At 69.5% G+C, this 23,689-nt stretch carries 26 protein-coding genes; 12 read left to right on the top strand and 14 right to left on the bottom strand.

The window, feature by feature from the left end; genetic code table 11:
* Nucleotides 1–37: 37 nt before the first annotated feature.
* The 6 genes from gyrB to dnaA all read right to left on the bottom strand — a co-directional run bounded on the left by gyrB (nucleotide 38) and on the right by dnaA (nucleotide 9,599).
* A complete protein-coding gene (gene gyrB / locus F4560_RS32480; protein WP_184926655.1) occupies nucleotides 38–2,008 on the bottom strand; it encodes a DNA topoisomerase (ATP-hydrolyzing) subunit B in 1,971 nt (656 codons plus the stop codon).
* Between the two features lie 237 nt (nucleotides 2,009–2,245).
* Complete coding sequence (locus tag F4560_RS32475; RefSeq protein ID WP_376775369.1) at nucleotides 2,246–2,872, bottom strand: DciA family protein; 627 nt, start codon at nucleotides 2,870–2,872, stop codon at nucleotides 2,246–2,248.
* Nucleotides 2,865–3,980, bottom strand: a complete 1,116-nt coding sequence (gene recF, locus F4560_RS32470) for a DNA replication/repair protein RecF (protein WP_184926651.1) — start codon at nucleotides 3,978–3,980, stop codon at nucleotides 2,865–2,867. Before recF ends, F4560_RS32475 begins: the two co-directional genes overlap by 8 nt.
* Before the next feature lie 4 nt (nucleotides 3,981–3,984).
* A complete protein-coding gene (gnd, locus tag F4560_RS32465) occupies nucleotides 3,985–4,899 on the bottom strand; it encodes a phosphogluconate dehydrogenase (NAD(+)-dependent, decarboxylating) (protein WP_184926649.1) in 915 nt (304 codons plus the stop codon).
* A gap of 40 nt (nucleotides 4,900–4,939) precedes the next feature.
* The gene (gene dnaN / locus F4560_RS32460; RefSeq protein WP_184926647.1) at nucleotides 4,940–6,076 is read right to left on the bottom strand and encodes a DNA polymerase III subunit beta; all 1,137 of its coding nucleotides are present in this window, start codon (nucleotides 6,074–6,076) and stop codon (nucleotides 4,940–4,942) included.
* A 1,951-nt stretch (nucleotides 6,077–8,027) separates the two neighbouring features.
* The gene (dnaA, locus tag F4560_RS32455; RefSeq protein WP_184926645.1) at nucleotides 8,028–9,599 is read right to left on the bottom strand and encodes a chromosomal replication initiator protein DnaA; all 1,572 of its coding nucleotides are present in this window, start codon (nucleotides 9,597–9,599) and stop codon (nucleotides 8,028–8,030) included.
* Between the two features lie 453 nt (nucleotides 9,600–10,052).
* On the opposite strand from dnaA, the gene rpmH reads away from it, so the two are divergent.
* Genes rpmH through F4560_RS32430 form a run of 5 tightly spaced genes read left to right on the top strand, consistent with a single transcriptional unit; the run spans nucleotide 10,053 to nucleotide 12,558 of the window.
* On the top strand, nucleotides 10,053–10,196 hold the full coding sequence (gene rpmH, locus F4560_RS32450; protein WP_081915316.1) for a 50S ribosomal protein L34: 144 nt from the start codon (nucleotides 10,053–10,055) through the stop codon (nucleotides 10,194–10,196).
* Nucleotides 10,197–10,210: 14 nt separating this feature from the next.
* Nucleotides 10,211–10,669 carry a ribonuclease P protein component gene (rnpA, locus tag F4560_RS32445; protein WP_184926643.1) on the top strand — a complete coding sequence of 153 codons (459 nt, stop codon included), beginning with the start codon at nucleotides 10,211–10,213 and terminating at the stop codon, nucleotides 10,667–10,669.
* Nucleotides 10,666–10,938, top strand: a complete 273-nt coding sequence (gene yidD, locus F4560_RS32440) for a membrane protein insertion efficiency factor YidD (protein ID WP_053714550.1) — start codon at nucleotides 10,666–10,668, stop codon at nucleotides 10,936–10,938. Before rnpA ends, yidD begins: the two co-directional genes overlap by 4 nt.
* 3 nt (nucleotides 10,939–10,941) lie before the next feature.
* The gene (gene yidC / locus F4560_RS32435; protein WP_184926641.1) at nucleotides 10,942–11,997 is read left to right on the top strand and encodes a membrane protein insertase YidC; all 1,056 of its coding nucleotides are present in this window, start codon (nucleotides 10,942–10,944) and stop codon (nucleotides 11,995–11,997) included.
* Between the two features lie 18 nt (nucleotides 11,998–12,015).
* Entirely contained in the window at nucleotides 12,016–12,558 is a 543-nt protein-coding gene (locus F4560_RS32430) for a Jag family protein (RefSeq protein WP_184926639.1), read from the top strand.
* Between the two features lie 83 nt (nucleotides 12,559–12,641).
* On the opposite strand, the gene F4560_RS32425 is transcribed toward F4560_RS32430, so the two are convergent.
* Nucleotides 12,642–13,631, bottom strand: coding sequence for a methyltransferase domain-containing protein (locus F4560_RS32425; RefSeq protein WP_184926638.1), 990 nt, complete (start codon nucleotides 13,629–13,631; stop codon nucleotides 12,642–12,644).
* 44 nt (nucleotides 13,632–13,675) lie between these two features.
* On the opposite strand from F4560_RS32425, the gene F4560_RS32420 reads away from it, so the two are divergent.
* The 4 genes from F4560_RS32420 (at nucleotide 13,676) to F4560_RS32405 (ending at nucleotide 16,988) form a co-directional block, all read left to right on the top strand.
* Nucleotides 13,676–14,134: an NUDIX domain-containing protein gene (locus tag F4560_RS32420; RefSeq protein WP_184926636.1), complete on the top strand. Its 459-nt coding sequence runs from the start codon at nucleotides 13,676–13,678 to the stop codon at nucleotides 14,132–14,134.
* Between the two features lie 174 nt (nucleotides 14,135–14,308).
* The gene (gene rsmG, locus F4560_RS32415) at nucleotides 14,309–14,986 is read left to right on the top strand and encodes a 16S rRNA (guanine(527)-N(7))-methyltransferase RsmG (protein WP_184926634.1); all 678 of its coding nucleotides are present in this window, start codon (nucleotides 14,309–14,311) and stop codon (nucleotides 14,984–14,986) included.
* Nucleotides 14,987–15,114: 128 nt separating this feature from the next.
* Nucleotides 15,115–16,011 (top strand): ParA family protein, encoded by an 897-nt coding sequence (locus F4560_RS32410; protein WP_312869610.1) that lies wholly within the window; start codon nucleotides 15,115–15,117, stop codon nucleotides 16,009–16,011.
* The gene (locus F4560_RS32405) at nucleotides 16,008–16,988 is read left to right on the top strand and encodes a ParB/RepB/Spo0J family partition protein (protein WP_184926632.1); all 981 of its coding nucleotides are present in this window, start codon (nucleotides 16,008–16,010) and stop codon (nucleotides 16,986–16,988) included. Before F4560_RS32410 ends, F4560_RS32405 begins: the two co-directional genes overlap by 4 nt.
* Before the next feature lie 137 nt (nucleotides 16,989–17,125).
* Here F4560_RS32405 and F4560_RS32400 read toward each other — a convergent pair whose 3' ends face one another.
* Both F4560_RS32400 and F4560_RS32395 read right to left on the bottom strand, forming a co-directional pair.
* On the bottom strand, nucleotides 17,126–18,070 hold the full coding sequence (locus tag F4560_RS32400; RefSeq protein ID WP_184926631.1) for a D-alanine--D-alanine ligase family protein: 945 nt from the start codon (nucleotides 18,068–18,070) through the stop codon (nucleotides 17,126–17,128).
* Between the two features lie 14 nt (nucleotides 18,071–18,084).
* Nucleotides 18,085–19,401 carry an aminotransferase-like domain-containing protein gene (locus F4560_RS32395; protein ID WP_184926629.1) on the bottom strand — a complete coding sequence of 439 codons (1,317 nt, stop codon included), beginning with the start codon at nucleotides 19,399–19,401 and terminating at the stop codon, nucleotides 18,085–18,087.
* A gap of 144 nt (nucleotides 19,402–19,545) precedes the next feature.
* On the opposite strand from F4560_RS32395, the gene F4560_RS32390 reads away from it, so the two are divergent.
* The gene (locus tag F4560_RS32390; protein WP_184926626.1) at nucleotides 19,546–20,178 is read left to right on the top strand and encodes a GNAT family N-acetyltransferase; all 633 of its coding nucleotides are present in this window, start codon (nucleotides 19,546–19,548) and stop codon (nucleotides 20,176–20,178) included.
* Nucleotides 20,179–20,247: 69 nt separating this feature from the next.
* Complete coding sequence (locus F4560_RS32385) at nucleotides 20,248–20,997, top strand: ArsR/SmtB family transcription factor (RefSeq protein ID WP_184926624.1); 750 nt, start codon at nucleotides 20,248–20,250, stop codon at nucleotides 20,995–20,997.
* A 24-nt stretch (nucleotides 20,998–21,021) separates the two neighbouring features.
* Here the strand turns inward: F4560_RS32385 and F4560_RS32380 are convergent, their stop codons facing one another.
* Entirely contained in the window at nucleotides 21,022–21,441 is a 420-nt protein-coding gene (locus F4560_RS32380) for a hypothetical protein (RefSeq protein ID WP_184926622.1), read from the bottom strand.
* Nucleotides 21,442–21,488: 47 nt separating this feature from the next.
* Here F4560_RS32380 and F4560_RS32375 point away from each other — a divergent pair, with 47 nt between their 5' ends.
* Nucleotides 21,489–21,707 carry a hypothetical protein gene (locus tag F4560_RS32375; RefSeq protein WP_184926620.1) on the top strand — a complete coding sequence of 73 codons (219 nt, stop codon included), beginning with the start codon at nucleotides 21,489–21,491 and terminating at the stop codon, nucleotides 21,705–21,707.
* A gap of 5 nt (nucleotides 21,708–21,712) precedes the next feature.
* Here F4560_RS32375 and F4560_RS32370 read toward each other — a convergent pair whose 3' ends face one another.
* The 4 genes from F4560_RS32370 to F4560_RS32355 are packed head-to-tail and all read right to left on the bottom strand — an operon-like array spanning nucleotide 21,713 to nucleotide 23,601.
* The gene (locus tag F4560_RS32370) at nucleotides 21,713–22,066 is read right to left on the bottom strand and encodes a hypothetical protein (protein WP_184926618.1); all 354 of its coding nucleotides are present in this window, start codon (nucleotides 22,064–22,066) and stop codon (nucleotides 21,713–21,715) included.
* Between the two features lie 3 nt (nucleotides 22,067–22,069).
* Nucleotides 22,070–22,528 (bottom strand): prevent-host-death family protein, encoded by a 459-nt coding sequence (locus tag F4560_RS32365; RefSeq protein WP_184926616.1) that lies wholly within the window; start codon nucleotides 22,526–22,528, stop codon nucleotides 22,070–22,072.
* Nucleotides 22,529–22,547: 19 nt separating this feature from the next.
* Nucleotides 22,548–22,724 (bottom strand): DUF397 domain-containing protein, encoded by a 177-nt coding sequence (locus tag F4560_RS32360; RefSeq protein WP_184926614.1) that lies wholly within the window; start codon nucleotides 22,722–22,724, stop codon nucleotides 22,548–22,550.
* A complete protein-coding gene (locus tag F4560_RS32355) occupies nucleotides 22,699–23,601 on the bottom strand; it encodes a helix-turn-helix domain-containing protein (protein ID WP_184926612.1) in 903 nt (300 codons plus the stop codon). Before F4560_RS32355 ends, F4560_RS32360 begins: the two co-directional genes overlap by 26 nt.
* Between the last annotated feature and the right edge of the window lie 88 nt (nucleotides 23,602–23,689).

Here is a 23,689-nt window from a genome sequence, read left to right as displayed (position 1 = left end):
TAACAGGCAGCCAGCGCGGATCAGGCCCGGGGATGGATCAGACGTCGAGGAACCGCACGCCCTTGGCGTTGCGCGTGATGAACGACCGGCGGGCTTCCACGTCCTCGCCCATCAGCACGCTGAACAGCTCGTCGGCCGTCGCCGCGTCGTCCATCGTCACCTGGAGCAGCACCCGGTGGGCCGGGTCCATCGTGGTCTCCCACAGCTCCGAGGCGTTCATCTCGCCGAGGCCCTTGTAGCGCTGGATGTTGTCGTCCTTGCCGAGCTTCTTGCCGGCGGCCAGGCCCTCGCGGAGGAGGCCGTCGCGCTCGCGGTCGTTGTAGGCGAACTCCGGCTCCTGCCGCTGCCACTTGATCTTGTACAGCGGCGGCTGCGCGAGGTACACGTGGCCGTGCTCGATCAGCGGGCGCATGAAGCGGAACAGCAGGGTCAGCAGCAGGGTCCGGATGTGCTGGCCGTCCACGTCGGCGTCGGCCATCAGCACGATCTTGTGGTAGCGCAGCTTGGCGAGGTCGAAGTCCTCGTGGATGCCCGTGCCGAACGCGGTGATGAGCGACTGGACCTCGGTGTTCTTCAGCACGCGGTCGATGCGCGCCTTCTCCACGTTGATGATCTTGCCGCGGATCGGCAGGATCGCCTGGAACATGGAGTCCCGACCCTCCTTGGCCGAACCGCCCGCGGAGTCGCCCTCCACGACGTAGATCTCGCACTCCTCCGGGTTGGTGGAGCGGCAGTCCTTGAGCTTGCCGGGCAGGCCGCCGATGTCGAGCGCGCCCTTGCGGCGCACCAGCTCGCGGGCCTTGCGGGCGGCGATGCGGGCCTGCGCCGACGACACCGCCTTGGTCACGATCGTGCGCGCCTCGTTCGGGTGACGCTCGAACCAGTCGGCCAGGTGCTCGTTGGTGGACTTCTGCACGAACGACTTGGCCTCGCTGTTGCCCAGCTTGGTCTTCGTCTGCCCCTCGAACTGGGGCTCCTTGAGCTTGACCGAGATGATCGCGGCCAGGCCCTCGCGGATGTCGTCGCCGGTGAGGTTGGCGTCCTTCTCCTTGAGCACCTTCTTCTCGCGCGCGTACTCGTTGACCACGCGGGTCAGCGCGGCGCGGAAGCCTTCCTCGTGCGTGCCGCCCTCGTGCGTGTTGATCGTGTTGGCGAACGTGTACACCGACGGCGTGTAGCCGGTGTTCCACTGCATCGCCACCTCGACTTCGAGGTCCTCGCCCTTGGCCTCGAAGGAGACGATCTTCTGGTGCACGGCCTCGCGGGTGTGGTTGATGTGGCGGACGAAGTCCTCCAGGCCGCCGGGGTAGTGGAACGTGCGCTCGCGCACGACCGCCACGTGACCCTCGGCGTCGGCCTCCGTGTCACCGTCCTGGGCGCGCTCGTCGCGCAGGATGATGGTGAGGCCCTTGTTGAGGAACGCCATCTCCTGGAGCCGCCGGGAGATCGTCTCGATGTTGTACTCGGTGGTCTCGAAGATCGTCGAGTCGGCCCAGAACGTGATGGCCGTGCCGGTGTCCTCGGTCGCCTCGCCCTTGATCAGCTCGTACGCGGGCTTGGTGTTCTCGAACCGCTGGTTCCACGTGAAACCGTCGGTCTTGACCTCGACGTCCACCGCGCTCGACAGCGCGTTCACCACGGAGATGCCGACGCCGTGCAGGCCGCCGGACACCGCGTAGGAGTCGCTGTCGAACTTGCCGCCCGCGTGCAGCTTGGTCAGCACCACTTCCAGCGTCGGCTTCTTCTCGACCGGGTGCATGCCGACCGGGATGCCACGCCCGTCGTCGATGACCCGGACACCGCCGTTGGCCAGCAGCGTCACGTCGACGACCGTGGCGTAGCCCGCCATCGCCTCGTCGACCGAGTTGTCCACGACCTCCCAGATCAGGTGGTGCAGACCGCGCTCGCCGGTGGACCCGATGTACATGCCGGGCCGCTTGCGGACCGCCTCCAAGCCCTCGAGGACGGTGATCGAAGACGCGCTGTACTCATTCTTCTTGGCTGCCACGGGCTCGGTGTCTCCTCAGACTTCTAGCGACTGCGTTCGTCGCCTGGCGACGCTGGGGTCACGCTACCCCTCGATCCTACCGGGGCAGTCCGACAGAAACCCACCGAGGACACCCCTGGTTTGCTCACAGGCGGCCCGAAGTGAACGCAGATGGGTGCCCACCGCCGTTCAAGGGGTCAAAATCGACTCGTGAGCGCTCACCGCGCCACAGAATCGCCGCTGCGGCCCTGGCGCTTGTCACCCGTAGGTGTCACGTGGTCCGCGCCCCGGAGCGTGCCTGGGGCCGTAGCGCCAGCTGGGCGCCGCCGGGCCCTGCACCTTCAGCTTCTTCACCACGCCCTCGCCGACACCCGCCGCGATGCGCTTCAGCAGGTCCCGCTGCAACAGCCGGAGCTGCGTGGCCCACGCCGTCGAGTCGGCCTGGACGGTCAGCTCGTTGTCACTCAGCGCAACCGGCTTCGCGTGCTCGGCCACGTCCTCACCGACCAGTTTCGCCCATCGCGCGAACACCTGGCCACCCGCCAGCCGTTCCGCCCAGCCGCGGTCGGCGGCCATCCGGGACGCGAGCCGGCCGAGCGGCTGCGGGTCGCGGTCGTCCGGGCCGGGACCCGACCAACGGCGCCGCCGACGACGGCCCGTGGCGGGCGCCGAACCCTTCCGCGCACCCCGCGCACCGCGTGCCTTGGCCGAGGCGCGAGCGGCTTCGAGTGCCGCCCGTGCCAGGTCCGGACCCCTCAATCCACTCGATGGAGTGGCGCCAGGTGTGGATATGTCCGGTTCCAACCCCGAGTTATCCACACCATCCACAGGGTTGTCCCCAGATGTGCGAGGGGTCACACCCGTTTGGGGCAACTCGTCAGACACGACGCACCTCCCCGTCGCGGACATCGAACCGCAGCCCGTCCAACTCCTCGGGCACGTCTTCCGCGACCGCCGCCGTGATCAACACCTGCTCCGCGCCGGCGGCCACCTTCGCCAACTGGCGTCGCCTGCCGCGGTCCAGTTCGGCGAACACATCGTCCAGCACGAGCACCGGTTCCGAGCCCTCGACACGCAGCAACTCGTACCCTCCGAGTCGCAGAGCCAACGCGAAGGACCATGACTCTCCGTGACTGGCGTAGCCCTTCGCGGGCAGGTCGCCCAACGCCAGGTCGACGTCGTCGCGGTGCGGCCCGACCAGGCACACGCCCCGGTCGATCTCCTGCCCGCGCACCCGGTGGAGCTCGGCGAGCAACGCGTCCTCCAGCACCTCGCGGTCGTGCGACCCCGGGAACGCCTCGCCGAGGCTCGACCGGTACGCGATCCGGGCGGGCCGCGACTCCGGCGCCACCTCCGCGTACGCCGCGGCCACGTGCGGCGCGATGTCCGCGACGAGGTCCAGCCGGGCGGCCAGCAGCTCGGCGCCGTGCCGGGCCAGGTGCCCGTCCCACACGTCGAGCGTGCTGATGTCCGCGTTCCGCGACGCGCGCACGCTCTTCAGCAACGCGCCCCGCTGCTTGAGCACCCGCTCGTAGTCGCTGCGGACTCCCGCGTAACGCGGCGCGCGCGTCGTCAGCAGCTCATCCAGGAACCGCCGCCGCTCGCCCGGGTCGCCGCGCACCAGCGCCAGGTCCTCCGGCGCGAACAGCACCGTGCGGAGGATGCCCAGCACGTCACGCGGGCGCGGCACCGGGCCGCGGTTGATCCGCGCCCGGTTCGCCTTGCCCGGCGTGATCTCCAGTTCGACCAGCAGCTCGCGCCCCTCGTTGACCACCGCCGTGCGGACCACCGCGCGCTGTGCGCCGTGCCTGACCAACGGCGCGTCCGTGGCCACCCGGTGCGAACCCAGGGTGGCCACGTACCCGAGCGCCTCGACCAGGTTCGTCTTGCCCTGGCCGTTGCGCCCGATGAGCACGCTCACCCCCGGCTCGAACGCCAGGTCGGCGTGCTCCCACGATCTGAAGTCGGCGACTTGCAGGTGCCGGACGTACAACGGGTCAGCTCTGGGTGGAGCCGGAACCGGACGAAGGGCCCGCGGCCTGCACGGCGTGACCGCCGAACTGGTTGCGCAGCGCCGCGACCGCCCGCATGGCCGGCGAGTCGTCCTGGCGGGACGCGAACCGGGCGAACAGCGCGGCGGAGATCACCGGTGCGGGCACCGCGTGCTTGATCGCCTCCTCGACCGTCCACCGGCCCTCGCCGGAGTCCTCCACGTGACCGCGCAGGTCGTCCAGCTCCGGGTCGGACTCCAGCGCGCGGACGAGGAGGTCGAGCAGCCACGAGCGGACCACCGTGCCGCGCTGCCACGCCTTGATCGTGGCCGGCACGTTGTCCACCAGCTTGGAGGCCTCCAGCAGCTCGAAGCCCTCGGCGTACGCCTGCATCAGGCCGTACTCGATGCCGTTGTGGACCATCTTCGCGAAGTGGCCGGCGCCGATCCGGCCCGCGTGCGCGAAGCCCTCTTCACGCGGACCCTCCGGGCGCAGCGCGTCGAAGATCGGCATGGCGCGCTCGACGTGCTCGGCGTCGCCGCCGACCATCAGGCCGTAGCCGTTCTCCAGGCCCCAGACGCCACCGGACACGCCGGCGTCCATGTAGCCGATGCCCTTGTCGGCCAACGCGTTCGCGTTGATCTCGTCATCGGTGTAGCGCGAGTTGCCGCCGTCGATCACCAGGTCGCCGGCTTCCAGCACGTTGCCGAGGTCGGTGATCGTCTGCCGGGTGATGTCGCCGGCGGGCACCATCACCCACACCAGGCGCGGCGCGCTGAGCTTGCCGACCATGTCGGCGAGCGAGGCGGCGTCGGAGACTTCGGGGTTGCGGTCGTAGCCGACCACCTCGTGCCCCGCGCGGCGGATCCGCTCGCGCATGTTGAAGCCCATCTTGCCGAGGCCGACGAGTCCGAGCTGCACGGTCGTTCCTCTTCCCTACGTCTGTGGATGGCGTTGTGGATCAGCCGGGCAGGCGCACGGGCATCAGCAGGTAGAGGTAGCCCGGCGCCACGTTCCCATCCTCGTCCACCGGCTTGAGCAGCGCGGGCCGACTGGGTGTGGTGAAGGACAAGTGCGCCCTCGGCGTGCGGACGGCCTGGAGGCCCTCCAGCAGGTACGTCGGGTTGAACGCGATGGTGACCGCGTCGCCGGTGTAGTCGACGGGGAGCTCTTCCTCGGCGCTGCCCTCGTCGTCGCCGCCGGCGGACAGGCGGAGGCTGTTGTCCACGAACTCGAGCCGCACCTGGGTGCCGCGCTCGGCGACCAGCGACACGCGCTTGATCGCCTGCACCAGCGCGTCGACCTCGATGATCGCGGCGGCCGAGTGCTCGGTGGGCAGCAGCTGGCGGTACTTCGGGAAGTCGGCGTCGAGCAGGCGGGTGGTCGTGCGGCGGTTCGTGCCGGAGAGGCCGAGGAGGCCGTCGTTCGCGGCGAGGGAGAGGGTGATCTTCGCGCCGGACGCGCCGAGCGTCTTCGCGGCGTCGTTGAGGGTCTTGGCCGGGACGAGCACGGCGACCTCGCCGAGCGACTCGTTCGGCTCCCAGGGGAACTCGCGCATGGCGAGGCGGAAGCGGTCGGTGGCGACGAGGGTCAGGTTGCCCTCGCCGATCTCCAGCCGGACGCCGGTCAGCATCGGGAGCGTGTCGTCCTTGCCGGCCGCGACGGCGACCTGGGCGACGGCCTCGCCGAAGATCTCGCCCGGCAGCTCGCCGGCGTGCTGCGGCATGGACGGCAGCTGCGGGTAGTCCTCGACCGGCATGGTCGGCAGGCTGAACCGGGCGCTGCCGCAGGAGATCGTCATCCGGGAGCCGTCGACCGCGATCTCGACCGGGTGGTTCGGGAGGGCTTTGGTGATGTCGGCGAGCAGGCGGCCGGAGACGAGCGCCTTGCCGCCGTCGGCGATGGTCGCCGGGACGCCGCACTGGGCGGACACCTCGTAGTCGAAGCCGGAGACCGTCAGCGCTTCGCCGGAGCCGTCCTCCGCCCCGGCGTCGAGCAGGACGCCACCGAGCACCGGGACAGGCGGCCTGGACGGCAGGCTGCGGGCGACCCAGGCGACGGCGTCGGCCAAGCCGTCGCGCTCGACGCGGATCTTCATGAGGCGTCCTTCCTCAAGTCGGCATGACCGACAACAGCATGCGTTGCGGTGGGGGTTGGGGAGCCGCGTCCCTCGCCGGATCTTTCGACCCACGGAGCGGAGGGTCCCCACCGTAGAGCGTCGGGACGCGGTTCGTCACCTCGGGGCCACACCCGGGGCGAGGCGCTGCCGAGCGTTCGTCCCCGGGCTCGACCGCCGGCTGTTTTTCTTTTGTTCTTCATCTTCAAGGGAAGACAACAGCAACAGCAGTAGGGCCTGTGGATTGTGTGGACAACCCTTGTTCCTGCAGCGTGTCGCCCACTTGGGCGTGTGGACAAGTACCCCCCGTCACCCGGGGACAACTCGGCGTCCCCGGGGAGAACTATGGGGATGGTCCGATCAGTCCACAGGTAGGCCGAGTTGTCCCCGGGTTAATCCCCGGGTGTGGGCCGAGTTGTACCCGGGTGCTGCACAGGGTGACGGTGGGCCGGATCTCCCCCGGCGGGGGACTTTTCTGTGCCTGTGGACAACTCGTAGCCAGCCGTTCACCTGCGTCTTCGGGTGCCGGCGGACGACGAGAACCTCAAGCCCCGCCCGGGAACCACGCCCCATCGGGATTTCCCACCACGTCAGGGTGATCCGCGGGTATTGGCGCCAAACCAGCCGAAACCGGCCCTGGTTCGGGGGTCGAAGCCGCCTCCACACCCGGGCTCGGCACGGCTCTGGCGGCCGTTGTGGGCGTCGCACCCGGGTGCCGGCGACAGTCCGCCGACAGATCCCGACCGCACCCGGGTGCGGTTCGCGTCGTCCCCGGGTGCGACGGCGACACCCGGGGACGACACCCGGGGAGGAGGAAGACCGAATCCCGCCCCGGCCCCGCGACGGCTACCTCTCTCCACGACAGCCCACCGCCCCACCGCGACCCGTGCACGCCGACCCGTGCCGGCCGACCCCACCGAATTCCCACCCGACCGCTTGCGCGACTACCGCCCCGACCCATCACGTGTCCGGTCGGCTCACGACCCGACCGCCACCGACCCGCCGCGCGACCGGCTGCCCGATGGACCGCCGCGGGGACCGCGAGCGAGCCGGTGACCAACCGACCGGCGGCGGCACGGCAGCTGTGTGCCGCGCCGCAGCGGTGTGGGACGCAGCGGTCGAGGGCTGGCCATGGCCCAGGGTCGGGCGGGCAGCGGGCAGAGCGGGCAGGCGGCGCGGTCGGTGGGGCTGGCGGGCAGGCAACGTGGGTGAACATGCGGGGTGGGTGGCCCGGCCAGATTCGGGCGCGTTCGTTCGCGCACTCGGAGGTGGCGGATTCGTTCGCAGCGACGAGCGGCTCGGCTCGGCGGGTGGGCTGCCCTTGCGGGTGGCTGCTGGGCTACGTCACAGCCGGCTGGCAAGTGGGCCGGCTTGCGGGCTTGCGCCTCGGTCGGGTCTGTCGGCGGCTCGGCCGGGGACTGGCGCGGCAGGCGGAGCAGCATGCGGCGGGCTACAGGTCGCTGGTGGGTGGCACGCCGGGGTCCAACGAGCCGCGGCGGGCTGCGGGCGGGCGCCTGACACGGCCGGGGGCTGGCGCGGCCAGCAGGCGCGGCTGCCGGGCGACGGGTAGTACGGCGGGCGCGGGCGGGCGGCGGGCACAGGAGGGCGGCGCAGTGGGCAGTCCTGGCGCGGCACGCCGGGCGGCGCGTGCTGGCGGCGCCGGGCAGGCGCGGTGGGCACGGGACATCGGGCTCGGCGCGGTGGGCAGGCGCGGTGGGCAGGCGCGGTGGGGGTAGGCAGCGCGGGGCGGAGTGTGGGGTGGGGCGGAGTGTGGGTGTGGCTGGGGGTGTGGAGGCGGGAGGGGTGGTTGCGGGGGCGGTCTGATCAACCGAGGTACGGGAACGGTGTTTCCGTACATATTTGGGCGATGATCACCCAAACGTGTTGAGCAGGCCGCCCTCGCCGGCGAGGTGGCGCAAGCGTTTGCGTCGTGTCAGGGGGTGTGGCGGGCGCGCTGCTTGATGCGCGACGTCAGTTCCTGCACCTGCTCGTAGACGCGCCGGCGCTCGGCCATCTCCTTGCGGATCTTCTTGTCCGCGTGCATGACCGTCGTGTGGTCCCGGCCACCGAAGGTCTGCCCGATCTTCGGCAGTGACAGGTCCGTCAGCTCCCGGCACAGGTACATCGAGATCTGTCTCGCCTGCGCCAGCACCTTCGTCTTACCGGGCCCACAAAGATCGTCTATGGACACGCTGAAGAACTCCGCCGTCACGGCCATGATGGTCGGCGCGGTGATCTCGGGCGCGTGCGAGTCCGGGATGAGGTCGCGGAGCACTATCTCCGCCAGCTGCACGTCGACCGGCTGCCGGTTCAGCGACGCGAACGCCGTCACCCGGATCAGGGCGCCTTCCAGCTCACGGATGTTCCGCTCGATCCGCGCCGCGATGAACTCCAGCACCTCGGCGGGCGCGGCCAGGCGGTCCTGCGCTGCCTTCTTCCGCAGGATCGCGATCCGGGTCTCCAGCTCGGGCGGCTGGATGTCCGTGATCAGGCCCCACTCGAACCGCGTCCGCAACCTGTCTTCCAACGTCTCCAGCCGCTTGGGCGGACGGTCGGACGACACGACGATCTGCTTGTTCGCGTTGTGCAGCGTGTTGAACGTGTGGAAGAACTCCTCCTGCGTGCCTTCCTTGCCCTCCAGGAACTGGATGTCATCGACCAGCAGCACGTCGATGTCCCGGTACCGGCGCTGGAACGCGACCTTCCGGTCGTCACGCAGGGAGTTGATGAAGTCGTTGGTGAACTCCTCGGTCGACACGTACCGCACGCGCATCCCCGGGAACAGGCGCTGGGCGTAGTGCCCGACCGCGTGCAGCAGGTGCGTCTTGCCGAGACCGGACTCACCCCAGATGAACAAGGGGTTGTACGCGCGGGCCGGTGCTTCGGCCACGGCCACGGCGGCGGCGTGCGCGAAGCGGTTGGACGCGCCGATCACGAACGTGTCGAAGTTGTACTTCTCGTTCAACCTCGTCTGCGAGGCCACAGGGTTCGCCGGCCGGGTGTACGGGGTGCCGCTCGGGGCGGCGTTGCCACCGCCGTACGTGGGCCAGATCTCGGTGACGGCGGCGAGCGCTTCGCCTTCTTCGTCGACCTCTTCACCCTCGCCCTCGGCGTCACCCTCGGTCTCCGTCTCGACGGCGAAACCGCCGATGCCCCCGATGCCGCCGTTACCGTTCGGCACCGATGTCGACATGGCGACAGGCATGGCGCCGGGCACCGGGATGGGCTTGGTCACGGGAGGGTCGGGCGAGTCGACCTTGACGGCCAACGACACCGCACGGCCGAGGCGACGTGACAGCGCCGCGGTGATGGGTTCGCGGAGCGCGCGCTCGATCGCTTCCTTCGCGAAGTCGCTCGGCGCGGCGAGCAGGGCGGTCCCGTCGAGCAGCCCGATGGGTCTGGTCACGCGCATCCATGCGCGTTGCTGGGGAGACAGCGTGCTGGCGGCTAGCTCCTGCACGACCTGCTCCCACACGAGACCCAAATCGGCCTGGTGGTCGGACACCTCCGCGCTCCCCTCCCCTCGGTGACGGCTCCGCGGTCAGTCCCCGGGAACATCCACGACGTGGACACGGAGAATAGAGGCATCCACAGAGTTATCCACAACTGTGCACGAACGCGGCTCGGCGCGCAGCGGTCCCCCCGTTGCTCCCGAGCACCTGCGGTCCGCGTGGCGGCGGCTCTGCCCCGCCTGGTCGGCACGGCCCGCGTCTACCCGCGAAGGCAGCACGCTAACAAGGTGCGGGCCATGCCACAAGGCGTACCGGCTCGCAAGCTTTTAACGCACGTGCGCGGCCACTCCCCGTGCCCGGGTGCGACCCCGATTTGAACCGCGCCCCCGGGGCTGCGTACCCTCGTACCGTCTCCCGCTTGCGTGGGGTGCTTTTCGCGCGCCTAAGGCTTGTTCGGCTGGGGACACCACAGACCTGCTTGGCAGTTAAGCACCGGGAGTCCGACCGTGAGCAAGGGTAAGCGCACCTTCCAGCCCAACAACCGTCGCCGTGCGAAGACGCACGGGTTCCGGCTGCGCATGCGCACCCGTGCCGGCCGCGCCATCCTGGCCGCGCGTCGCGGCAAGGGCCGCAAAGAGCTGTCCGCCTAGATCGCCGTAGCGCCGTGCTACCGGCGGCCAATCGGCTGACCCGCAGCCAGGACTTCGGCCTGGTGGTCCGCCGAGGCCGCCGGGCCGGTCGGTCACGGCTGGTGGTGCACGTCCTGCTGCCGTCGGCGACCGCCGAAACAGCGGGCGCCGTCGCACCAGCGGCGGAGGCCGAAGGCACAGCGACGACGGTCGGCACCGAGGCGGCATCGAACAGCGCCTCGGCGGGACCACGTACCTCGGCGCAGCCCACCTTGGACCAGTCCAAGGTGGGCTTCGTCGTGAGCAAAGCCGTGGGCAACTCCGTGGTCCGGCACCAGGTGAGCCGCCGGCTCCGGCACGTCGTCCGGGATCGGCTCGATCTGCTGCCGCCCGGAACTTCGCTGGTCGTGCGCGCGTTGGCACCATCAGCCGAGGCGAGCAGCGCCGAACTCGGCCGTGACCTCGACGCGGCGCTGCACAAGGTGCTGCGATGACGACCGTCCAGGTGAGTCCCGTCGTTCGGGCTCTGCTGCTGCCGGTGCGCTTCTACCGGAAGTTCATCTCGCCCGCGTTGCCCCCGACCTGCCGTTTCCACCCGAGTTGCAGTGCGTACGCGGTGGAAGCGTTGACCGTCCACGGTGCGCTGCGCGGTTCCTGGCTGACCCTCCGCCGGCTGGGCCGCTGCGGACCCTGGCACCCTGGTGGCCTGGACCCGGTTCCGCCGAGGCGAAACGCGGTCCCCGACCTTCCTGCCGAGGAGTAGCTAGTGCTCAACTTCATCTACTACCCGGTGTCCTTCATCCTGTGGTGTTGGCACTGGGTGTTCGGCCACGTCTTCGGCGAGTCGAGCGGGTTCGCGTGGGCCTTCGCCGTGGTGTTCCTCGTCTTCACGCTGCGCGCGATCCTGTACAAGCCGTTCGTCGGCCAGGTCCGCTCGATGCGCAAGATGCAGGAGTTCGCGCCGGAGCTCCAGAAGATCAAGAAGAAGTATGCGAACGACAAGCAGCGCCAGGCGCAGGAGATGCAGAAGCTCCAGTCGGAGCACGGCGTCAACCCGCTGGGCGGCTGCCTGCCGATGCTGGTGCAGATCCCGGTGTTCATCGGCCTGTTCCACGTGCTGCGCTCGTTCAAGCCCGGCTGGGGCGAGGTGTACTTCTTCGACGCCCAGGGCGTGGAGTCGTTCGTCAACGCCAAGCTGTTCGGCGCGAACCTGTCGACCTTCATCACGATGCCCGAGAACGAGCTGGCGGCGTTCGCCACCGAGCGCAGCAGCGTGCTGCTGGTCTCGATCCCGCTGATGATCGTGGCGTCGATCGGCACGCACTTCACCGCCCGCCACTCGGTGGCCCGCCAGACGCAGGCTGCGATGGACAACCCGCAGACCGCGATCATGAACAAGCTGACGCTCTACTTGTTCCCGATCGGCGTCCTCGTCGGTGGCCTCTTCTTCCCCATCGCGATCCTGCTGTACTGGCTGAGCAACAACTCGTGGACGCTGGGCCAGCAGTACGTCGTGTACCACCGCATCGACCGCGAGGAAGAGCAGAAGAAGGTCGAGGCGACCACGCAGCGCCAGGGGCTCGCGCCCAAGCCGGGCGCCAAGCCGACGGTCAAGCCGAGGCCCGGTCAGAAGCCGCAGCCGCGCAAGCCCGCGAGCACGCAGCCCCGAGGGGCGCAGCCCGCTGCCGAGCAGCCGGCGTCGACCGAGGCACAAGCGGACGGAAGCGAGTCCAACGGGACCGTGAAGCCGTCCACCGAGATTCCCGGTCTGAGCCCAGACCGATCCCCGAGCAAGAAGCAGGGCAACAAGAAGCGTCGTTGACCCTGGAGAGGAGACATCGTGTCGGAGACGTTGCAGGCGGCCGACGTGGACACGCCCGAGGTCGAAAAGGCCCCGTCGGCGCGGTCGGGGAGTTCGGAGGACCTGCTCGTCCAGGAGGGCGACATCGCCGGGGATTACCTGGAGCGGTTGTTGGACCTCCTCGACTACGACGGCGACATCGACCTCGACGTCGAGGCGGGTCGGGCGATCGTGAGCATCGACGGTGGTGACGACCTGGAGAAGCTGGTCGGCACCCGCGGCACGGTCCTGGAGTCGTTGCAGGAGCTGACCCGGCTCGCGGTGCAGCAGGAGACCGGCGTGCGCAGCCGGCTCATGCTGGACATCGCCGGGTGGCGCGCGGGGCGTCGGGCCGAGCTGGCCGACCTCGGTCGGACGACGGCGGAGAAGGTGGTGGCCACCGGCGAGAAGGTGCGGCTGCACGCGATGACGCCGTTCGAGCGGAAGGTCGTGCACGACGCCGTTGCCACGGTGGTCGGCGTGCACAGCGAGAGCGAGGGCGAGGAGCCGCAGCGTCGCGTAGTGGTGCTGCCGAAGCCCTGAGTGGTTTCACGTGAAACGGCCCCGGCCCCCTTGTGGGAGCCGGGGCCGTTCTCGTTCAGCGGGTACTTCAACGGGCCTGTGCTTCAGCGGGCCAGGACGAGGTACCGCTCGTCGGTGATCTCCCGGCCCCAGAGCGCCGGGTCGGTCAGCGGCCGGACGTCCCCCTCCCCCAGCAGCGCGACGCAGTCGGCGGCGGTGAGCCCGGAGCCGGTGTGCCACCGTCCCTCGATCAGCACCAGGCACCCGCCCGGCTTGAGGAGGGCGCGCCACCGCTCGATCGCGGCGGCAGGGTCGGGCAGCGCCCACAGCACGTGCCGCACGAGCACCACGTCGAACGACTCCGGCGGGTACGGCGGGCGGCCGGCGTCACCCTGGCGGAACTCGACCCCGGCCACCTTCGCCCGTGCCGCGTCGACCATCCGCTCGGACAGGTCGAGCCCGCACACGTCGTGCCCGGCTTCAGCGAGCAACGCGGTGAGGCTGCCGGTGCCGCACCCGAGGTCCACCACGGACGCCGGCGCGGAGGGCAGCAACGGCAGGAGCAGGTCCGCCCACGCCTGCCGCACGTCCGGGTCGCCGAGCCCGTGGTCGGCTTCCTGGTCGAACGTCGCCGCCTGCCCGTCCCAGAACCGCGCCGCCGCGAACGTGCTCAGCCACGCCCGCTGCTCGTCGGTCTCCGGCACGTCCCGCTCCCGCGCCTCCGAGATCGCCTGCCACGCCGCCGAGGCTGACGCGCCGTCCATCACCAAGAGCGCACCGGCCACCAACGACGACCGCCCGATCCCACCCCAGCAGTGGACCAGGACGTGCCGGCCCGCACGCATCTCCTCCAACACGGCGTCCAACTCCAGCGCGGCAGCCGGCACACCGAAGTCCGGGATCGGCACCCAGTGGAACGCCATCCCCGCGTCCCGTGCCGCCTCCCCCTCCCCTGTCAGGGCGAGCTCACCCAGCTCCGTCTCCGTCAACGCGCAGACGATGACGTCCACCCCCGCCGCCGCCAGATCGGCGATATGCCGGAGGTCGTGCGGGTGCCCCATGGTGCTCAGCACTCCCGGTCGAACCGAGTACATCGAAAACCTTCCCCTCGCCGCGTTTCACGTGAAACGGTCGCCGCATGACTGAGATCATCCGAAAACTTCGTGTCGCTGCCTACGCCGTGATCATCGAGGACGGTCGGCTGCTCCTGTCCAGGTGGTTGGGCCCGGACCGGCCGATGTGGATCCTGCCGGGCGGCGGAGTCGACCACGGCGAGGACCCGTACCGCGCGGTCATCCGTGAGGTGTTCGAGGAGACCGGCTACCACGCGGAGGTCGACCGGCTGCTCGGCATCCAGAACGTCCACGGCCCGCTGGAGCGCAACGGCGTCCAGGTCGACTACCACCGCCTCCGGATCATGTACGAGGCACACGTCATCGGTGGCGAACTCACCTTCGAGGTGGACGGCAGCACGGACCAGGCGGCGTGGTTCCCGCTCGACGAAGTCCCGGACCTCGACCACGTCGAGTCGGTCGACTACGCGCTCGAACTCCTCCGCACGTCGCCCAGGGACGGTCGGATCGACAGTTTCACGTGAAACGCGGTGAACTCGTCACGTCGATTTGGCGTGTCGCCGGGGTGATCCGTCATAGTGGGGACCGGCACATCTCCCGGGGCTCACCGCCTCCTGGCGAGACGCCCGACCCCATCGCCCACACCGGCCGCCGGCGGCGTCGTGTGTGGTTCCACGTGAAACGTCCCGGATGGAGACATGGCCGCAGAGGTGGAAGACCGCGCGAAGAAGGTCTTCGGTGACCATTACGACAAGGCGGCCGCCTTCACGGCACTGCTCACCGAGCACGGCGTGGAGCGCGGCCTCATCGGACCCCGGGAGGTCGACCGGCTCTGGGACCGCCACATCCTGAATTCGGCGGTCGTCGCGGAGTTGCTTCCCGAAGGTTCGCGGGTCGTGGACGTAGGCTCGGGCGCGGGCTTGCCGGGCATCCCCCTGGCGATCGCACGACCGGATCTCGCCCTGACGCTCCTGGAGCCGATGGCGCGACGGGTGGCGTGGTTGACCGAGTGCGTCGAAGCACTCGACCTCGATGTCACCGTGATCCGCGGACGAGCCGAGGAAGGGCCGGTGCTCGACCAACTGTCCGGCAGTGACGTCGTGACAGCTCGTGCGGTGGCCCCGCTGGAACGGCTGACGCGGTGGTGCATTCCACTGCTGCGGCCCGGTGGACGTCTGGTCGCTCTCAAGGGCGAGAGCGCGGCGGAAGAACTCGAACGTGACGCCGAGGCGGTGCGCAGAGCCGGAGGTGTCCGGCCGCGCGTCATCACCTGCGGTGGCGAAGTCCTCGAACAGCCGACGACGGTCGTGCTCGTGGAGCGCGACGAGCAGGCGAGCCGCCGTCAAGGCGAGCGTCGCGGAAGGAAGGTTCGGTGAACGTGTACCCCGACCCCCTGCAACCCGTGTTCCAAGCGGCCGGTGTTTCACGTGAAACCGAGCCCGAAGGTGCGGTGGGCGCAGGCGAAGTGCTCCGCCCGGCAGGCAACGCAGACTCGACTGACAACGTGGAACCGGCAGGAGACAACACCGTGTGGACCCCCATCGCGGAAGAAGCGGCACGCGCCACCCGCGTCCTGCACCCCGACTCCCTCCAACTCGCCCGCCCGGACTGGCGCCGCGTCATGGTGGTCGCCAACCAGAAGGGTGGCGTCGGCAAGACCACGAGCACGGTGAACCTGGCCGCCGCGCTCGCCATCCACGGGTTGAAGGTCCTCGTCATCGACCTCGACCCGCAGGGCAACGCGAGCACCGCGCTGGCCGTCGACCACCGCTCCGGCACGCCGTCCGTGTACGAGGTGCTGATCGGTGAGATGTCGGTCGCCGAGGCCGCCCAGGTGAGCACCGCGTCCCCGAACCTCTATTGCGTGCCCGCCACGATCGACCTCGCCGGCGCGGAGATCGAACTCGTGTCGATGGTGGCCCGCGAGTCACGGCTGAAGGAGGCGCTGAGCCCCGAGGCGCTGGACCCGATCCAGCCGGACTACGTGTTCATCGACTGCCCGCCGTCGCTCGGCCTGCTGACCGTCAACGCGATGGTCGCCGCGCAGGAGGTGCTGATCCCGATCCAGTGCGAGTACTACGCGCTGGAAGGACTGGGGCAGCTGCTGCGCAACATCGAGCTCGTCCAGGCGCACCTGAACCCGGCGCTGAACGTGTCCACCATCCTGCTCACCATGTACGACGGCCGGACGAAGCTGGCCGACCAGGTGACCAGCGAGGTGCGCGGCCACTTCGGCGACACGGTCCTCAAAACGGTGATCCCGCGCAGCGTGAAGGTCTCCGAGGCACCAGGATTCGGTCAGACGGTGCTCGCCTACGATCCCGGCTCACGGGGTGCGATGAGCTACCTCGACGCGGCACGGGAGATCGCCGAGTTCGGCGCGAAGATGGGAACGGCATGACGGAACAGCGCAAGGGTGGCCTAGGCCGCGGGCTCGCGGCCCTGATCCCCAGTGGACCGCCTCCGGGGACACCGGCGGCGACACCCCTGCGGGCGGTGCCCAACGGCTCGTCATCCCCTGCGCAGTCCGACTCCCCACCCTCCGGGGAGGTGGCCGGCGCGGTGTACCAGGAGCTGCCGGTCACGTCGATCCGCACCAACCCGAAGCAGCCGCGGCAGGTCTTCGACGAAGAGGCGCTGCGCGAGCTGGAGCACTCGATCCGCGAGTTCGGGCTCATGCAGCCGATCGTGGTGCGGGCGACCGGGGCGGACACCTACGAGCTCGTCATGGGCGAGCGGCGGTGGCGGGCGACCCAGCTGGCCGGGCTGAAGACGATCCCGGCGATCGTCCGGCAGACCGCCGACGACGTGATGCTGCGCGACGCGCTGCTGGAGAACATCCACCGCGTCCAGCTGAACCCGTTGGAAGAGGCGTCCGCCTACCAGCAGCTGCTGGAGGAGTTCGGCGTGACGCACGAGGAGCTGGCCGACCGCATCGGCCGCAGCCGCCCGGTCGTCACCAACACCATCCGGCTGCTGAAGCTCCCCCTCCCCGTGCAGCGGCGGGTCGCGGCGGGCGTGCTGTCCGCCGGTCACGCCCGGGCGCTGCTCGGCATCGAGGATCCCGGCACGCAGGAGGAGCTGGCCACCCGGATCGTCGCCGAGGGCATGTCGGTCCGCGCGACCGAGGAAGCGGTGACTCTCGCCAAGAGCGCCGAGCCCGCCAAGGCGAAGCCGGTCCGGCGCAAGCAGATCCAGGCGCCCGGTCTCCAGGACTTGGCGGAGCGGCTGTCGGACAACTTCGACACCCGGGTGAAGGTCGAGTTGGGTCAGCGGAAGGGCCGGATCGTGGTCGAGTTCGGGTCCGTGGACGACCTCGAACGCATTATTCAGCTCATGTCACCCGACGCTGTGCAGCGAAATAGGTCCCCGGAATAGGTTGCCGGGAGCAACGAAAAAATCGGACAAATCGGATACGTTTGGCCCGCAAGGGATCACCCCAGGGCCTTACGTCACGGTGACGATGACGGCCCGCGTCCAAATGGACACGGGCCGTCACCAGTAAGTAAGAGGGTTTAACGCTCGACAGCGCGCTCCACGAGCCCCGCGTAGATCTCGCCGAGCGACTCCCCCGCCGCCTCGACCGCCATCGGCAGCAACGAGGTCTCGGTCAAACCGGGCGACACGTTCACTTCGAGGAAGTACACCGTGCCGTCCGCCGCCACGATCGCGTCGGTCCGCGACACGTCGCGCAGACCCAGCAGCCGGTGCGCCGACACCGCGAGTTCGCCGACGGCCTGCGCCGCCTTCTCGTCCAACCGCGCCGGCGCGTGGAAGTCGGTGAGGCCGGCGGTGTACCGGGCGGTGTAGTCGTAGACGCCGTTCTCCGGCACGATCTCCACCGGCGGCAGGGCGTACGGCCCGTCCGGACCGTCGACCACCGCGATGGCCACTTCGACGCCTTCCACGTACCGCTCGGCGAGCACGGTGTTCCCGTACGCCAGGCAGCCGACCATCGCGGCCGGCAGGTCGGCCGCGTCACGCACCACCTGGGCGCCCAGCGCCGAGCCGCCCTGGTCCGGCTTGAGCATCAACGGCAGCCCGAGCCGTTCCACCATCGCGTCCAGCACCGGCTGCGCGCCCAGCTCCCGGAACGTCGCGTGCGGCAGCACGGCCCACTCCGGCGTCGCCAGCCCTGCCCGCGCCAGCTCGGCCTTGGCGGTCGGCTTGTCCCACGCCCGTCGGCACGCCCGCGAGTCCGTGCCGACGAACGGCACGCCGGTCAGCTCCAGGATCGTCTGCACCGACCCGTTCTCGCCCTCACCGCCGTGCAGCGCGACCACCACGGCGTCCGGCCGGTGTTCCTTGAGCCGCGTGAGCAGGTTGCGGTCGGCGTCCCACTCCTCCACGACCAGACCGGCCGAGCGGAGGGCGGCGGACAGCCGGCGACCGGATCGCAACGACACCTCCCGCTCGTGCGAAAGGCCCCCGGACAGGACTGCGACCCAGCGGTTGGACAACTCTCTACTCCTGATCACGCGGTGTCGGGCGATGGGCTGTGCGGACCGGAGACCGCGCGGCCGACCGTGGGACCGAACGTCTCGTGCAGCTCGATCTCGTCCTTGATGACGTTCGCCAGCCGCCGCACACCCTCGCGGATGCGTTCGGGCGTCGGGTAGCAGTACGAGATCCGGAGCTGGCGGCTGCCGAGACCGTCGGCGTAGAAGCCGGTGCCGGACGCGTACGCGACGCGCTGGGTAATCGCCCGCGGCAGCATCGCCTTGGTGTCGATGCCCTCCGGGACGGTGACCCACACGTAGAACCCGCCAGTCGGCTTGTTCCACGTGGAACCAAGCGGCATGTGCTGCTCCAGCGACGAGATCGCCGCGTCACGCCGTTCCCGGTAGGCCTCGCGGTAGGTCTTGATCTGGCCCTTCCAGTCGTGCGTCGACAGGTAGCGCGACACGATCAGCTGGTTGAGCGTGGGCGGGCACAGCGTGGCGGACTCGGCGGCCAGCACCAGCTTCTCCCGCACGGCGTGCGGCGCCAGCACCCAGCCGACCCGCAGACCCGCCGCGAACGTCTTGGAGAACGACCCGAGGTAGACCACGTTGTCCGGGTCGCTCGCCCGCAGCGCGGGGTACGTGGTGCCGTCGAAGCCGAGCAGCCCGTACGGGTTGTCCTCGACCACGAGGATGCCGTGCGTGCGGCAGATGTCCAGCACCTCGGCCCGGCGCTGGACGGCGAGCGTCACGCCGGCGGGGTTGTGGAAGTTCGGGATCGTGTAGAGGAACTTGATCCGCCGGCCGGCCCGTTCGACGGACGCGATGGCCTCACGCAACGCCTCTGGCATCAGGCCGTCCGCGTCCATGCCGACGTGCACGACCTGCGCCTGGTAGGCGGCGAACGACCCGAGCGCGCCCACGTACGAGGGGCCCTCGGCCAGCACCACGTCACCGGGGTCGCAGAAGATGCGGGTGACCATGTCGAGCCCCATCTGGGAACCGACCGTCACCACGACGTCGTCCGGGTGGGCGTTGATGCCCTCCAGCGCCATCACTTCGCAGATCTGCTCGCGCAACTCGGGGACGCCGTGCGCGCTGCCGTACTGGAGGGCGACCAGGCCCTCGGTGGCGATCACGTCCGCCACTTCCGCGCTGAGGGAGTCCAGCGGCAGTGCTGCCAGGTGGGGCATCCCGCCCGCCAGGGATACCACCTCCGGCCTGCTCGCCACCGCGAAGAGTGCCCGGATCTCCGATGCCGTCATGCCCGCCGTCCGCGCCGCGTACCGGCGCAGGTGGGGATCAAGGCTTCTGGCTCCCTGCTTGGGAGGCTGTCCGGGTAGGTTCACGGGAAACTCCGTAGGTGGCTGTTACCGGCGGGTTTGTTCCCGCCCGAGTGTAACGGCCGTCCCGTTCGGGGCATCTGCCTTCCGGGCGGGGGTCACATCCGCCTATCCTCGTGAGGGGATGTATCCGGGGGCTTGGAGGTCGGGGTGTCGCGTCGTGTTGTGGGCGTCACCTTGGACAACCTGGAGCACCTGTCCAAACATGCGCGGACGTGTGTGTTCTGGGAGCTCGCGCCGCACCTGAAGGAGCAGGCCGAGGAGTTCGGGGACACCGAGTTCGAGAAGGAAGCCTGGGTCTCCAGCGTGCTGCTGGAGTGGGGCTCCTGCGGCCGGATCATCTACGTCGACGGGATACCCGCCGGTTCCGCCTTCTACGCGCCGCCGGCGGCCGTGCCCCGTTCGTTGGCGTTCCCCACGTCACCGGCCAGCGCCGACGCGGTGCTGATGACGGGCGTGGAGGTGCTGCCGGAGTTCCGCGGCGGCGGCCTCGGCCGGGTGCTGGTGCAGACGGTGGCGAAGGACCTCACCAGGCGTGGCGTGAAGGCGATCGAGGCGTTCGGCGACAACCGGCCGGACGAAGGCCCTCAGTGTTGCGTCACGCCGGCCGACTTCCTGTTGCAGGTGGGCTTCAAGACGGTCCGTCCCCACCCCCGCTGGCCGCGGTTGCGGCTCGAGCTGCGCAGCGCGTCCTCCTGGAAGGAAGACGTGGAGGCGGCGCTGGAGCAGCTGCTCAACTCGGTGACTGTTTCCACCGCGGAGCCGAGCTTCCGACCCGTGTGATTTCCGCTCTGACCTGCGGGTTTATCGGCGTGCGTTGACGTGCAGGTAAATACCTGCATAAGGTGGGGCGTGGACAAGGTCTTCAAAGCCCTGGCCGACGACACCCGCCGCTACCTGCTGGACCGGCTCCACGAGGAGAACGGGCAAACGCTTGGCGAGCTGTGCGCGCGCGTCGGCATGACCAGGCAGTCGCTCACCCAGCACCTGGGCGTGCTGGAGGCGGCGAACCTGGTCACCACGGTCCGCCGTGGCCGGGAGAAGTTGCACTACCTCAACCCCGTGCCGCTGCACGAGGTGCAGGAGCGGTGGATCGACAAGTTCGAGCGGCCCCGGTTGAGGCTGCTCAGTGACGTGAAACGACGAGCGGAGGAACCGGTGAAGCCGGATTTCGTGTACGTGACGTACATCGAGAGCACGCCCGAGCGGGTGTGGGAGGCGTTGACCGACGCCGATGTGACGGCCGAGTACTGGGGGCGGCGCAACATCTCCGACTGGCAGGTCGGCTCGACGTGGTCGCACCGGCGCGTCGACGGGTCGGAGGTGGACGACGTGGTGGGCGAGGTCGTCGAGGCCGACCCGCCGCGCCGCCTGGTGGTCACGTGGGCCGACCCGGCCGAGCCGTCGGCGACGTCCACCGTGACGTTCCGCGTCGAGCCGCACGGGGCGATCGTGCGGCTGACCGTGACGCACGCCGGGCTGGCCGAGGCGGAGAGCGCGCAGGCGGCGTCCGGCTGGGCGGCGGTGCTGTCGAACCTGAAGTCGCTGCTGGAGACCGGGCACGTGCTGCCGGGAATCCCGTGGAAGGCGCCCGTGGGCTGAGCGCCTCGGCGGGTCTTACGGCGTTTAGAAGCGGTCGACTTCGCAGTTCTCCAACGTGCCGGCCTGGATGAGTTCGAGCGCCTGCTCGCTCACGATGAGCTGACCCTGGTCGGTGACGCCGAGGTCGTCCACGCCGGCCTGACCGGTCACTTCGAGCCAGTGGAAGGTCGGCAGCTCCTTGCCGTCCAGCAGCTCCTGTGCCTCTTCGGAGAGCGTCACCGTGGCCCGGCGGATCCGGAACGCGTCGAGACCGCTGTCGACCAGCACGTCGGCCAGGTCGTCGGTGACGAGGTACACCGGGAACGCTTCGATGAGGTCGTCGCCGGACCAGTCACTGATCTCGTAGTGCACCGCTTCGATGCGCGGCGGGTGTGCCGCGGCGTCGATGACGGTCCCTTCGTCCAACGCGCCGGCGACCTCGGGATCGAGGCGGTAGAACTCCATCGTGCTCCTCACCGGCGGGCGCCGGCCAATAAGATCGACTTGTGGACATGGGGGTGGAGATCCAGCGCAAGGTACTCGCGATCATCGAGGGATCGCGGGACTTCGAGAAGATTCGCACACTGCTCGACGGGTGGCAGGCCGAGGGCGTCCCGGCGGAACGCCTGGTCGACGAGCTGACCGATCTCATGCTCGACCTGCGCGCACAGAACCGTTCGGACGACGAGGACGCGGTCGCCGACGTGCTCGACGTGCTGGCGGACTGGTAGCCGACCTATTCGGTCGCCTTCGGGTGCCCGGTACCCGCCGCCATGACCCAGACGATGCGGTTCTCCTGGTCAGGGCAGTACCAGATTCGCCCTCCAGCGGTGACTTCGTACTGCCACTGGACGAGCATCCGTCCACGGACCTCTCGGGTGGCGTACCCGCCTTTGAGTCGGTGTTGTCGAGCCGGGTTCTCCGGCGTGATCGGGCGCTCGGTCAGCACGACCCACGCCTCCCAGGTGTTCGACCGCGCGGACTGGCAGAGCTCTTCCCAGCCCTTGGCCGCCTCCGACGTGGCGAACCGCGTTTCCCAGTGTCCGGGGCGTCCAGGCGGCGCAACACGATCGCCACGTTTCGCGGGCATGCCTCAGCTTTCCGTTGGGGCGGGGACGGGCCCGAAGTCGTCGTCCACCGGGCCGGTGAGCTGCGCGGCCAAGACCGGATCCGCGTGGATGGCCGCAGTGCTCCGCCATTCCCGGACGGTCTGCGCCAACACCGACCACTCGCCGAGTTCGGCGGACGCCTGGAACGCGCGCGCGAAATCCGCAACGAACTCGGCCTTCTCATTGTCAGGAAGGACGTCGACCCAGGGGAACTCGTCCAGCAACGCCTTCGCGGCGACGTCGTGCGGCAGGTGCGCCAGTACGTTCCTCAGCGCCCGTGCCGCGGATACCGAGCCCTCCGAAGCGGACTGCACACGATCCTCACGTGTCAACAGCAGGTCGGCGCCATCGCGGCGGCGGACCCGGACATCCCCTTCATCCGCGAGGGCGGCGACGCTTTTGGGATCGCGCTGGAGCTGGCTCCACTGCACCTCGGTCGTCATGGCTCAATTCTGAACTTTTTCAGAAGTTCTGGCAAGTGAGGAACGCGTGCCAGGTGCTCTCAGGGAACGTCAGGGTCGGGCCGGTGTTCTTCGAGTCCCGGACGGCCACGCCCGGCTCGGTGTGGGCGACCTCGACGCAGTCCTGCTGGCCGCCGGTGCTGTAGCTGCTCTTACGCCACGTCGGAGCCTTCGACATCGCGGTCCTCTCGAAGGTCGTAGAAGTCCGCCCAATGGGCGAACACGAACCGCGATTCTTCCGCATCAAGAGCGAGGCTTGCGAGCACCTTCCGCTTGCGTTCGTAGTGCTTGATCGACTCCGGAGCCTCGGTGAAGACGGTGGCGACGTCTGTTTCGGCGTAGGCGACCGGCTTCACCGGTCGCGCGAAGGTCATCAGGTTGAACCCGGCGGCGAGCACGGGGTGGCCGGGCGCCGACATCGGGATCACTCGCAGGACCAGCCGAGGCCAGTCGCACATGAACCTCAACCGCATCGCCTGGTCGTGCATGACCTTGTTGCCGCCGACGCCGCGAAGCAGGCTGACCTCATGGATGTAGAACACCGCCCCCGGCGGGTTCTGGGAGGTCAGCACAGTCTGGCGCCTCATCCGCGCCTCGACCAGCGGTTGCACCTCGTCCGGGGTTTCGACACCGTTGAGTTCGATCATCGTTCGCGCGTAGTCGACGGTTTGCAGCAAGCCGGGGATCACCATGGGCTCGTACTTGTGCATGGTCAGGGCGGCGCGCTCGTGGATGATCAAGCTCAGCAGGTTGTCGGAGAGCGTTCCGTCGTGGGACCTCAGGAAGCTGCCGAGGTCCCGTTCGCCGGCCAGGAACCGGATGCGCTCTCGGGTCGCTATGTCGACATTCAGCTGGCCGAGGAGAGAACCGAGGTCCAGGTCGTCGACGCCGCGCTCGCCGTGCTCGATCCGGCTGAGCTTGCTCGCCGACCAGCCCAGCGACCGGGACACCTTCTCGGCTCGTGCCCTGGTCCGGACCCTCGCCTGCCGAAGCTCCTCGCCCAACTCCCTGGTGCGCACGGTGGTCAGCCGCAACGGCGTCGATCGCAGTCCCATAGCGGCCGAAGCTAGCGTTTCCTGAGCGCATAAGTGCTGCTCAGGCCGAGAATCCACCTCAAGGGACCACGTCGGCCGCGACCTTGAC

Origin of the sequence: Saccharothrix ecbatanensis (genome assembly GCF_014205015.1) — a bacterium.
GTDB lineage: Bacteria > Actinomycetota > Actinomycetes > Mycobacteriales > Pseudonocardiaceae > Actinosynnema > Actinosynnema ecbatanense.
This window is presented reverse-complemented; position numbering and strand designations above follow the sequence as displayed.